This is a genomic window from Psychrosphaera sp. 1_MG-2023 (genome assembly GCF_030548245.1).
GTDB classification, from domain to species: domain Bacteria; phylum Pseudomonadota; class Gammaproteobacteria; order Enterobacterales; family Alteromonadaceae; genus Psychrosphaera; species Psychrosphaera algicola.
In genome coordinates, this window is record NZ_JAUORW010000003.1 from 210,935 (window position 1) to 223,503 (window position 12,569).

Annotated in this window: 11 protein-coding genes; 2 read left to right on the forward strand and 9 right to left on the reverse strand. The window is 38.8% G+C overall.

All coding sequences use genetic code 11. The features are described from left to right. Positions 1-26 precede the first annotated feature (26 nt). On the forward strand, positions 27-1,268 hold the full coding sequence (locus Q4575_RS03845; protein ID WP_215962260.1) for an ATP-binding protein: 1,242 nt from the start codon (positions 27-29) through the stop codon (positions 1,266-1,268). Further along, positions 1,258-1,803: a response regulator transcription factor gene (locus tag Q4575_RS03850; protein WP_303521363.1), complete on the forward strand. Its 546-nt coding sequence runs from the start codon at positions 1,258-1,260 to the stop codon at positions 1,801-1,803. Before Q4575_RS03845 ends, Q4575_RS03850 begins: the two co-directional genes overlap by 11 nt. Positions 1,804-1,834: 31 nt before the next feature. Here Q4575_RS03850 and Q4575_RS03855 read toward each other — a convergent pair whose 3' ends face one another. The 9 genes from Q4575_RS03855 to Q4575_RS03895 all read right to left on the reverse strand — a co-directional run bounded on the left by Q4575_RS03855 (position 1,835) and on the right by Q4575_RS03895 (position 12,501). Next, complete coding sequence (locus tag Q4575_RS03855; protein ID WP_303521364.1) at positions 1,835-4,219, reverse strand: ATP-binding protein; 2,385 nt, start codon at positions 4,217-4,219, stop codon at positions 1,835-1,837. 1 nt (position 4,220) lies between these two features. Next, positions 4,221-5,432 carry an ABC transporter substrate-binding protein gene (locus tag Q4575_RS03860; RefSeq protein ID WP_303521366.1) on the reverse strand — a complete coding sequence of 404 codons (1,212 nt, stop codon included), beginning with the start codon at positions 5,430-5,432 and terminating at the stop codon, positions 4,221-4,223. Between the two features lie 158 nt (positions 5,433-5,590). Continuing rightward, a complete protein-coding gene (gene gnd, locus Q4575_RS03865) occupies positions 5,591-7,045 on the reverse strand; it encodes a decarboxylating NADP(+)-dependent phosphogluconate dehydrogenase (protein ID WP_215962264.1) in 1,455 nt (484 codons plus the stop codon). 352 nt (positions 7,046-7,397) lie between these two features. Then, positions 7,398-8,003 carry a trimeric intracellular cation channel family protein gene (locus Q4575_RS03870; RefSeq protein ID WP_215962265.1) on the reverse strand — a complete coding sequence of 202 codons (606 nt, stop codon included), beginning with the start codon at positions 8,001-8,003 and terminating at the stop codon, positions 7,398-7,400. A 133-nt stretch (positions 8,004-8,136) separates the two neighbouring features. Continuing rightward, entirely contained in the window at positions 8,137-9,306 is a 1,170-nt protein-coding gene (locus Q4575_RS03875) for an ABC transporter permease (RefSeq protein WP_303521367.1), read from the reverse strand. Next, positions 9,303-10,037: an ATP-binding cassette domain-containing protein gene (locus Q4575_RS03880; protein WP_215962267.1), complete on the reverse strand. Its 735-nt coding sequence runs from the start codon at positions 10,035-10,037 to the stop codon at positions 9,303-9,305. Before Q4575_RS03880 ends, Q4575_RS03875 begins: the two co-directional genes overlap by 4 nt. A 9-nt stretch (positions 10,038-10,046) precedes the next feature. Continuing rightward, the gene (locus Q4575_RS03885) at positions 10,047-11,519 is read right to left on the reverse strand and encodes an alpha/beta fold hydrolase (protein ID WP_303521368.1); all 1,473 of its coding nucleotides are present in this window, start codon (positions 11,517-11,519) and stop codon (positions 10,047-10,049) included. A 171-nt stretch (positions 11,520-11,690) separates the two neighbouring features. Continuing rightward, positions 11,691-11,990, reverse strand: coding sequence for an Hpt domain-containing protein (locus Q4575_RS03890; protein ID WP_303521406.1), 300 nt, complete (start codon positions 11,988-11,990; stop codon positions 11,691-11,693). A 46-nt stretch (positions 11,991-12,036) separates the two neighbouring features. Continuing rightward, entirely contained in the window at positions 12,037-12,501 is a 465-nt protein-coding gene (locus tag Q4575_RS03895) for a hypothetical protein (protein ID WP_303521369.1), read from the reverse strand. Positions 12,502-12,569 lie beyond the last annotated feature (68 nt).

A 12,569-nucleotide genomic window follows, 5' to 3' on the forward strand; every position in this document is an offset into this window, starting at 1 on the left:
ACCGAGTTAATTCAACCGTTGGCAATATGCAAATAATAAAAAACAATCAACAAGTTAAACCTCTAATACATGCCAAGTTTGTTTTTATTGCGCTCCAACTTTTGGCCATTATTGTATCTCAACAATGGCTCGATTATGATTTTCCATACTCCGTTCTTTACAGCATTATTCTGGCCGAGCTGATCGTAAATATTGGGTTTTACGTCAAATTTCAGCAAACACCTTCGATACGTACAACGGCTTATTTTTCGTTTGTCGCCGTAGACATTATTTTCCTCAGTGTCTTATTGTATTTTACCGGAGGCGCTGCAAATCCATTTGTATCCTTATTACTGTTGCCAATCGCAATAGCCTCAGTGTCATTAACACAACGTTGGCTTTTGATAGTGACCTTTTTATCAATGTCTGCTTATTCAACTTTGCTATTTAGTATTGATCCGCATGCGCTACATAATATGGATTTAGCGCAACATCTATTTGGTATGTGGCTTAACTTCATATTATCTGCACTCGTTGTCGTTATCATTGTTGTGGCGTTAATCAAAGCGATAAGTCGCCAAGACAAGATAATTAGCCAGCACCGTGAAGAACAATTACGACAGGAGCAACTTGTCTCTCTCGGCGCTGCAGCCGCGCAATTTGCCCATCGATTAGCAACGCCGTTAGGAACTGCTCATTTGTTGGCTGAAGAGCTTCAGGAACACTCAAAAATAGAAGATCCTACTATAATATTATTGGACGAACAGCTTGCCACTTGTCGACGTCATTTAGTTAATTTTAGAGATATTGCAGAGAAAGTAAGAAATAATATTAAGTCGCCAGTCAGCGTATTTTCATTAATTGAAGAGCTAAAACAAGAAGTTCAAATTAGCTTTCCACTTGCCAAAGTAACTTGGAATTTTGAAAAACAAACCACATCTAGAATTGTCTCCGAACCAGTATTACTGCCTGCACTATTAAACTTAATTCAAAATGCAGTTAATGCCAGTGGTGAAAATCACAGTTATAAAGTCATCGTCAATATTACAACCATAGACAATTTCATTTGTTTATCAGTTCGAGATTTTGGCCCTGGCATTAAGCAAGAAACACTATTGCAGTTAGGCGTGGAATTAGTCGATAGTAAACATGGCTTAGGAATGGGGGTATTCTTATCCCATGTCACCCTGGAAAAACTTGGTGGTAAGTTAAAGTTATTTAATCATCCAGAAATAGGGGCTGTTGCCGAAGTATTTCTGCCGATATGGGACGCACTTGATGAGCAGTGAACTAACAAAGTCGACATTAGGCCGTTTGTTAATTATCGAAGATGATGTGAACTTTGCTACGGTTTTAGCACGCCGGCTTACCCGTTATCATTACGACGTTCTTGTCGAGAATAACTTAGATGACGCCTTAAACACAGCCAAAAAACAATTGCCAAACTTTGTTCTGCTCGACATGAAAGTTGGCGACCAAAATGGAATTCATATTCTTCCTGCACTACGGCAAGCGCTACCGAGTAGTAAAATCATCTTACTCACTGGCTATGCTAGTATTGCCACCGCCGTTGAAGCGATAAAATCAGGTGCGGATGACTATTTATCGAAACCGATTGATGCTGCTAGTTTGTTAGTTGCTCTGGACGGTACAGCAAATAATTCGGTCCACGCAGAAACAAAAATGACGACTGCTAGATTAGAATGGGAACATATTCAACAAGCACTAAAAACCAATAACGGCAATATCTCCGCGACGGCGCGCCAACTGGGTTTACATAGACGAACCTTACAACGGAAGCTTGCTAAAAAGCCGCAAATTTAGATCTAAAAACGATCACCATAACCGCAAATTATCAGATAAAATCCCGTATCGCCTTATATAATTCTTTTATATTTATCGGCTTAGCGAGATGAGAGTCAAAGCCATTATCCATATATTTTTTTACATCGTCATTCATTACATTTGCGGTCAATGCGATAATTGGAATATGCGGAAACTGTGCTTTAATTTTTGCACAGGCTTCTACACCATCCATATTAGGCATTTGAATATCCATAAAGATCATTTCAGGAAGTCGTGTGTTTACAGCAATAACCGCTTCAACACCATCATTTGCAACTTCAATAATCGCGTTTGTAGGTTTTACTATCGAACAAAAAATTGTTTGATTAATTTTATTATCCTCGGCAAGTAATATTACTTTCCCAGTAATATCAGGCGCTTTATCAAGTTCTTTTTCCGCTCTTTTAACTTTTTCCAGAGTCGACTTTTTAGCTGGTATTCGAAGCGTAAAACAAGAGCCTCTATTTTCTTCACTTTTTGCCTCAATATCACCGCCCATTATTTCGGCTAACTTTTTAGAGATTGCCAATCCAAGTCCCGTGCCACCATACTTGCGCGTTGTTGATGAGTCGGCCTGCTCAAATCGATTAAATAACTTGCCTAATTGTTCGTTCGACAAACCAATCCCGGTGTCTGTTACTGAGATAACAAGGCATTCATTCTGCTCGTTTAGACTAATTTTAACTGATCCGTTTCCGGTAAACTTGACCGCGTTTGAACAAAGATTTGTAATAATCTGTTTAATTCTAACGGGATCGACAATCCACATTTTGTGCATATTTGGGTCAGCCGAAAAATTCAAATCGAGTTTCTTTTGCGATGCAGCCAATGCAAATTCAGACTTAACAGTTTGCATTAATTCAACAACATCGGTTGGTAACATTTCCAAACTTACGTTATTCGATTCAATCTTAGACAAATCCAAAATGTCATTAATTATTGCCAACAATGACTGTGATGAAATAATTCCCGTATCGACCAATTGATGTGCCGCCTCAGGTAGTTCCATACGTTGCAATACTTGTAATGAGCCTAAAACACCATTCATTGGCGTTCGTATTTCATGACTCATATTGGCTAAAAATTCAGTTTTTGCTTTACTCGCAGATTTAGCCATTTTTAACGCGTTTTCTAACTCGAGTTGTTGGCGTCTCAATTCGTCAATATCCGACAATGATCCTGCCATACGAATAGCTCTGCCCGCTTCATTACGTTGGACAATTCCTCGCACCCGAAAATAGCGATATGGTTTTGCGCCATTGCCCATTCGAACGTCAAAATCATAAGGCACGTTGGTTTCCAAATGTCTTTTAAGTGCATTTCGGTTGTTTTCTTTATCATCAACATGAACAAAATCATTAAAAATTTGAGCCATCGAATAGCGTATCGCTGGTGTATTTTCATCATATGCGATTTCCAACATATCTAAGAAACGCGGCGATAAATACAAGCTATCATCATTAAAATCCCAATCCCAAATACCGTCATTACTGCCTTGTATTGCTAATTGATAACGCTCTTCGCTATGTTTGAGTCGCTTTTGAGAATGTGCCAATTTTTGTAACGGACTGATTAATATAGAACGAATGAGCATGACCAAAATAACGAAGCAGATTGACATACCGATAATCAAACTTGTCCCAATACGATTAATGTATTCAGATTTTTCTTGTAATTCACCTTCGCGGGAAATGTAAAATTGGACAACTAAGCTTTTGTCTAAAAGCTCCGCATTTGATATTGAACGATATTTTTTAAGGTCATTGGTTGCAAATACATGTCCTTGAAGATCTTTAATCAACACTTCGTAGATATGATTCTCAATTGTATTTTTTATAAGTGATTCAATTGAATGACTTCGGATATCAAGCACTATCGCCCCTTCAGTTAAACCATTATATTTAATAGGTACGGCAATTTGAAAAAAGTGTTCCTGCCGCCGTTTGGCAATATTTAAAATAAAATCGGTTTCAACATGGTCAATTGTGCTAGTCCAATCTGCTAACTTTTGCCCTTTCTGAGGCAAGGGATAAATAATATCACCATTAAAATTAGCGACCGTAATGGCTTCTTTTTCTCCTAAAATTGTTAGGTTTGTTAAGTGATCAGCTAGGTTTGCGCCAGTAACATCCAGCCCCATAACACTTGACACAACAATCGGTGAAATCGCGATTTCATTTAAGATTTTTATCCGATTATCAACAAACTGTTCAACAACATTAAAAGTGGCTTCAGCTTGCAACTGAGTATGTTGGTCTAGTAACTTAGTTACTGAAATAGATGCGCGTTCTGATACAAAATTGGTGATGACTAATGTTGTTAATACAAAACCAAAAAACAAAACCAGATAAGAGCTTCCCGATTTAGTCTGGAACCAGTTTAAAAATGTTTTCATATTAGTTTGGCAACACCATTATTCGATTAAATTGATCAAACTCTGCCATGCAGAAGTTTTCTAACTTTAATGCTTCATGTGCATCGGTTTTGGTTTGACGCCACTGCGTAAACGGTTTGTTATACTCTTTAATGAGCCCACGAATTGGACGTTCAATACTTTCCAGTGCCGACTTAAACTTATCCCTATTACTAGGCATGTCATCCGTCATTGTAACTTGTTGCAAAGCCTGAGTTACGATTCTTCCTAGGTCATATGCATGAACAAATCCTGCTTGGGCTTTTACTTCGTCTTTTTTTCCTATTGCGGCCGGAAACATTTTTTTAACCCGTGCATGTACATCTAAACTGAAAGGTGTTTGCCACGCTCCACTAAAACCAAAACAACTTTGAATAAATGAAAGCGTAACGTTTTCTTTAATTTGCTTTGTCATCAACTCCTCAGCATCACCTCCAGTTAATCCCCAATGGCTGACAATTGGCACTCTATCCGCTTTAGGCAATAAAGCCATAGCCTTCAGAAAATGTTTTGACTCGGTATAATTACTCACCAAAATGATACAATCACTGCCCCCTACAACGGCGTTTCTAATTTCAATATTTGCAGTGTTTTGTTTGGTATTCCAGCCAAACCAGCTAATGCCATATGTGACTTTGCCATCTAAATATTCCGATATTGTTTTGTAATTAGATTTTCCCCATTGGGTATCTTCTAAAAATAGGTGAGGCTTTTTGCACTGTAGTTGACCAATGGCATATTCGCCTATCCTTTGACCTGCTATTGAATCATCAATTGATAACCTAAAAACCCAATTATTATCACTGGGATAACGAGTGATAGGCCCACCAGCAGCCCAAGGGATCAATAAAGGTATCCGACTTTGATTGATATATTCACGGTGTTGAATATAAGGTGGGGAATGCACTCCTCCCAAAACAAACAGAGCATCATCGTCTTTTTCAAACTGCTTAAAATGGCTAAAGCTACGGTTTGCATTACCTCTATGGTTTTTTTCGACGATTTCTAAACGATAACCCAAAGGTTCTGAATCAAATTCCGACAAAGCCGTCAACAAGCCAATTTTCATCGCCAACGCAGCGTCACGATTTATCGAATAATCTGCATCATGATAAATTTTATAGGTCTTAATCGGTGACGCGACGCTAAGGCTTGAAAAAAAAACCAGCATAAATAGGTAAGTAGATAATTTCATTAGTCTAATTTATAAAAATGAAAACTACATTGATAGTAGTTCAAAGGGCAATAATTAGCGAATATCCAAGGGAATAAATATAGATTTTACATTTTTGTTGGATAACAAAATATAAGCTCGTAGAACCAAAAAGCGCGGTGTTAACCGCGCTTATTTAATTAAATTGAATACGTTGTAGAAGCCGTGTCACCGCCTCGACCTGTCCAATTTGTATGGAAAAACTCACCGCGAGGTTTATCATTTCGTTCATACGTATGAGCACCAAAATAATCTCTTTGGGCCTGCAGTAAATTAGCCGGTAAGTTTGCTGTTCTGTAACCGTCAAAATAGCTTAATGCAGATGACATGCATGGCAATGAAACACCACTCATTGCCGCGGTTGCAACAACCTTTCTCCACCCTTTTTGAGCGTCTTTAACAACTTGATTAAAATAATCGTCAACTAATAAGTTTTCAATATTTTCATCCTTGTCGTAGGCCGCTTTAATATTGTCCAAGAAAACTGAGCGGATTATACAACCACCACGCCACATCAAAGCGATTGCGCCATAGTTCAATTGATAGTTGTATTCTGTTGATGCTTGTTTCATCAATGCAAAACCTTGAGCATAAGATACAATTTTAGACGCCAATAATGCATCTTTTAGTGCATCTATGATTTCTTGTTTATCGCCATCAAATTCTTCAGTGATCCCTTCAATTAGACCTGACGCGGCAACACGCTCTGGTTTAATTGCAGATAAGCAACGAGCAAATACCGCTTCACCGATTAGAGTTAACGGCGTACCTAAATGAAGTGCTGTAACGCCAGTCCATTTACCAGTCCCTTTTTGGCCTGCTGTATCTAAAATTTTGTCGATAAGCGGCGAACCATCAGCTTCTTTATAAGCCAATATATCCGCAGTAATTTCAATTAAGTAACTGCTAAGTTCTGTTTCATTCCACTGCACAAAAACACGTTGTATTTCATCAGCAGACATTTTAAGTAAGTCGCGCATAATTAAATAGGCTTCACAAATTAACTGCATGTCACCATATTCAATGCCATTGTGAACCATTTTAACAAAGTGCCCTGCACCGCCATTACCCACCCAATCACAGCAAGGTACATCGCCTTCAACTTTCGCACTAATACCTTGGAAGATAGGTTTTAATGTTGGCCACGCCTCTGGTGCACCACCTGGCATAATAGATGGACCTAACAAGGCACCTTCTTCACCACCTGAAACACCTGAACCTACATAAAGAATGCCGCGGGCTTTAAGTTCAGATGTACGACGATCTGAATCTTCAAACTGGGTATTCCCACCATCAATAATAATATCACCCGCTTCTAACAATGGGGCAATTTGCTCAATCATAGCGTCAACAACTTGGCCTGCCTTAACCATTAACATTACTTTTCTTGGTGACTCTAACGAATCAACAAGTTCTTGCAACGAAAATGCGCCACGAATGGATTTACCTTCCGCACGACCATTTATAAAGCTTTCGACTTTGTCTGTCGAACGGTTATACGCCGTTACTGTAAAGCCTTTACTTGCCATATTCAGGATCAGATTTTCGCCCATTACCGCTAAACCGACGACTCCGATATCAGATTTTGATTTCATGGTTTTATTTTTCCTGTTTGTAGAATATTGCCAATCGTGCGTTTGTAATTAGCTTCGATAAATTTATCCACTAAAAATAGCAATCCTTTGTATTAAAACGAGTTTAAGACCGGAAAACGATGACAATATGCAAAATTTTATATAACTAAAATATTAACTAATCCGAGCTTTATATAACGCTTTTAGAATTTCAGCAAATAAAGAAATGGAATAGAACAGTCACCGACAAGCATAACTTAGTCTAATTATTCATCTTTACCCTAAAAAAACAGCAATAATTCGCTCTTTGCCCCATAAACGAGCCAAATTAATTTACCAATATTCAAATATACAAATTAACTAAACCAAATCATTAATTCTTATAACGAAATACATGGATCTGCCAATGCCATTTTATGGCAGCTAGACGAAGAATAAAGACCGTAGAAAAACCTAATGCAACCGCAATCCCCGGAATAAAATGCAGCGCTAGGACATAAATTGACGCTCCAATAATGCAGCACATTGCATACAATTCCTTTTGTAAGATCATCGGAACTCGGTTCGCCAGGACATCGCGTAACATTCCACCAAAACATCCTGTCATCATCCCCATGATAATTGCAGTGATATCTGAGACCCCATACGACAACGCTTTTTCAGTGCCCATAACGACAAAAAGCGCTAAGCCAAGAGCATCGGCAAATTCAAGAGACTTTGCGGGTAGTTTCTGCGTTTGATTGATCCAAATAACGGCCCCAAAACTCGCGACAAAAATCACATAAAAGTAGTTTGCATCTGTTAGCCAAAACACTGGGGCATCCAGTAATAAATCTCTAATTGTGCCACCGCCTATGGCGGTTACTGCTGCAAGCACAAGCACTCCTACTCCATCCATTTTGCGTTTAAATGCCAATATCGCCCCTGAAATGGCAAACACACCGCAACCGATTAAATCAAATGTATAGAGCCAATCCATTTAACCTTCCTCTTCCTACAAATTTAAAATTTACCAAACCATGATATCAAACATAAAAAAACCAACATATCTAATGTTGGTTTTTGCAGACAAATCCGTACTTACGCTGACTTACTAATAAGTCATATCGTTTTTATAATCCAAGTACGACTTTTTCCGATTTTAATGATCGTGCGATAAACAATACAATCAATACCGTCGCAATAACAGTTACAATTGAGCCGCCAATAAACGGCAAATAGCTCTCAAGTTCACCACGGATCATTTGGCTAATTGCTTGTTGCTGCGCCACAATTGGCACATAGCTTAATGCCATGTGTTTATAGTTGCTAAACTCCAGGGCCATTGGAACAACAACCGGAATGATAATGGTATATTGAATATAAGACTGTGCTTCTTTAAACGACTTCGCATGAAATGCGGTAAGCAATTGAAAAGCTGCCGCAAAAAACGCTAATGGTAATAATAACAACCAAATAGTAAACGCAAGTCCGGCATCAAAGTGAAATGCCATTCCCAGCTTATGGAGCGGTATAAATGGTATGACCAATGCCGTTAAGCCAACACTCAATGTGCCGCCGGCAACGCCAAATAAACCTGTATTAAGTGTTTTAGCCGCAACCACCTGCAATGTCGTCACCGGTTGCATCAATAATAATTCCAACGAATTACGCTCGCGCTCACCTGCGCTGCTGTCAATCGCCGTATTAGTTGATGAAACAAATACTGCAACTAAGATCATAATGCCTAACATGCCTAACAGAAGTGCAGATTTAGAACTTGGCGAACTTGTATCATTTTCTTCAACATGTATCGCATTTAATATATCTGGCGATATGCCTCGGGACATTAACTTCATCCCGACTAACTGACTTTGGTAGCCTTGGATAACTCTTTGAATACGTCTGACTCGGTCATTCGTTTCTTTTTTAGAGTAATCTGCCGTTAATTTAATCTCCGCCGTTTTACCTAGCTCTAAACGTGTGGCAAAGTCTTCATCAAATTCGATGGTAATTTTTGAATGTTCGACAGACTCTCCATCCAATTCAAAAGTTTTACCTTGTTCTGGGGTAACGGCATGGAAAATTTGCCGCTGATTTAACAACTCAACGATATGTGGTGCCTGCGCTTCATTTACGATCTCTACATACAAATCGTCCACACTGCGAGCTTTATCAAGCATAAACGTCATCATGCCGGCAAAAAATATCGGGCTAAACAAGGCTCCGGCCATTGCGGCAAATACCGCACGTTTATCTCTGACTGAATCTTTAAACTCTTTTTTAAATAATGAAAAAATCATGCTGCAATTCCCTCATCGCTACCAATTAGACTCACAAACGCTTCCTCTAATGTTGACTCACCCGTCATCTCACAGAGCTCCTGTGGTGTACCAACGGCCGCAACCTGACCGTTTGCAACTACAATAACTTTGTCACATAGTGCTGCAACTTCTTGCATGACATGGGATGAAAACAAAATGCACTTACCTTGCTTTTTAAGGTCTAACAATACATCTCTTAAAATACGTGTACTCATAACATCCAAACCACGAGTCGGTTCATCTAAAATGAGATTTTTAGGCTGATGTACTAAGGCTTGCGCGAGCACGACTTTCATCCGTTGACCCTGCGAAAACCCAGCACATTTACGGTCGGCAATATCTTCAATACCTAGTTGGGTAATGATGCTACTCAATGCATCTTCCAATTTTTGACCTTTAAGGCCGTGTAACTCTGCAAAATAACTGATCTGTTCTCTTGCGGTTAAACGTTCGTATAATCCAAACTTGTCTGGAAAAATACCGATTTGACGACGTGCGCCGATTGGGTCCACTTGGCTGTCGATTGAATTAATCAACCCTTGGCCTTCTTCAGCTTTTAACAACCCATATAACACGCGAAGAGCGGTCGTTTTACCCGCGCCATTTGGTCCCAAAATACCGGTAATCTGACCATCTTCTGCTGAAAAACTCATGTTGTTTAAAGCGTTTATATCACCAAAATGTTTTACTAAATCTTTAACTTCTAACATCCCTATCTCCTAGTGCAGTTGATTCATGTCAGTAAAAAACATCATAGGTACTGATTTATCAGCACAGCTATAATCCAAGTCATCAAATTTTCCAACGCTAATAAACGCAGAGATAAGAGATGTACATTGCCTAATGGAAGCAACATGAGCGCCGTTTTTGATTTCGACATGTTTTGCATTTGGTAAATTTTTCAATGCCATTTCGCCATAGGCCGGTGGCGTTACGGGGTCATAACTACCAGAAAACAGTAAGACGGGTACATCGGCTGTTACAGGTTCAGCAAAATCGACCGGTGCTGGCCATTTCGGCCAATATTGACAAACATCGGTAAAATTAGAATGCCCTAATTTACCATTAAAGTAGTTGTCTGCATCTGCATCAAAGGCTTCTGTCTTCCCTCTTGGAATATCTTCATTACACAAAATATTCATTGTTAAACCTGGATACATCCCACCAGCGGAACGCTCTGAGTCAACGGTACGACCAATGAAGGCTGTAAGAAAACGTAGGTCGCCATTAGCCGCTCGATTTATCATGTAAGGCAACATCTGTCTTGAACCTAAGTCATACAAAGTGCTACGCATTGCTTCAGTAACTTTGTTTTTAGATAAAATGGCTTCAACAGGCTTCCCCGTTGCCGGATGAAACGTTTTATGCTTAATAGGTCCTTTGTCTAACTGTGCAACTAAGGATAGATAGTCTTGTTTTAAATTTGGGAACGCTGTTTGGCATTTTTCATTCGTTGAGCAATCAGCTAACAACATGTCAAATGCGCGTTCAGAGGTTTTACCAAACATCCCAATGACAAGTTCCATTGGCGCATTACTGTCCAATATTGCTGTCTCTATTGATTGTGGGAATAATTTTAGATAGGCAAACCCCGCTCGTGTGCCGTATGACCCGCCAAGTAAATGTACTTTGTCAAATCCTAGCGCCTCACGCACTGCTTCAAAATCTTTTATCGAATCATATGTGTTGTAACTTGGCAGATGTCGTGGTGGCATTTCTTTCAGACATTTTTCGACGTCTTTTTGAATACTAATGGCACTGTCATCCAAAGCCAATGCGTCAATTAAATCGTCGTCACAACTTAATGGATTCGACTTCCCTGTGCCACGTTGATCAATAAACAATATGTCATGTTGTTGACGAGTATCACTCAAGAAACGATCGATTGCAGGGGCTAACTCAGTAGCTGCTTGTCCAGGGCCACCAGCAAGAAACATAAGAGGATACTCTTTACTTTCCTCTTTGAACTTAGGCAATAAAACAATGTTAAGCACAACTTTATTTGTTTCAGACATCGGCTTACTGCGGTCTTCTGCCACATCTAAGGTGCCACATTTAGCTTTGCTTTTAATTTTAGGGACAAAACAATCAACTAACGTTAATGTTGCATCGGATGGCGCTGCATATGTTTTGGTGTTAACTCCAAGCACAGTGCAAACTAAGATTAACCAACCCAAATTGGTGATTTTCATTTTTTGACTCCATGTTCTCTATATATTTGAACGATTTATAACTGGACACTTTAACTAGGTTAGTCGACTTTACAAAGAAAAAGTTAAGTTTGCTTGCCACTTAATTGGCAACAAGATGTTACGGCCAATTTAAATAACGACCTATATATTTATTTTTCACATTCAAAAAAGTTATTTAAGTTCGTGTTCAATTGCTGACTTAAATGCAACATATTCATCGTTTAACTCTTGCATCAACTCTAGGCAATTTGAAATATCAGTTGACCCAGATGCCAGTTCCAATTTAAAGCAAATTGCATTTAATTTATTAGCGCCAATATTACTCGCCGCACCTTTTAATGCGTGGCAAACATGGCTTATTTGAATAAAGTCTTTTTGCTCCAATAATTCAAACAAACCTTCAATATCGAGACGAGTTTGCTCAATAAACAAAGCCAATAACTCTTTAAGCAATGTTTCTTCACCCATCACCCGTGCCAACGCACTTTCTTTATCAAAACGTTTAGTGTCTTGGTTTTCAATCAGTCTCGCGCTTGTTTTGTAATTTAGCGCCTTTAACCTCAATAATTTTATTATTATATTTGTCAACTCTGACGAGTTCATCACCACTATGTGCGTCAATCATTCTGACTTGAAAAACATTTGAATAATTATTTATCAAAGATGTAAATATTTTACCGAGATGAGACTTGAAAATATTGACGTCGTTACCGCTATCAGGGTCGACTCCGTTGTTTTCTATGGCCCGATGAATACCTAAAACTGGCGGCATATCTGCTAAAAACTGTAAGTGTTTATTATTGGTATCAATAAATCGGGTCAAGGTATTTCGTTGTTCTTTAACCACTTCTTGTAATGACGAAGCAAGGTTGTCATTTGTTAATCGAATTTGCTTCTCGTCTTGAGCATCAATGACAAATAATACAACACTTAAAAAAATGACAAATACGAAAGGCAATAGCATATTTTTTAAGAATGACATTTAACTAAAAATCATGATTTCCCTTTCAAGCGACTGCGCTTTGCTTGTGCAATAAATAAACATTGCCA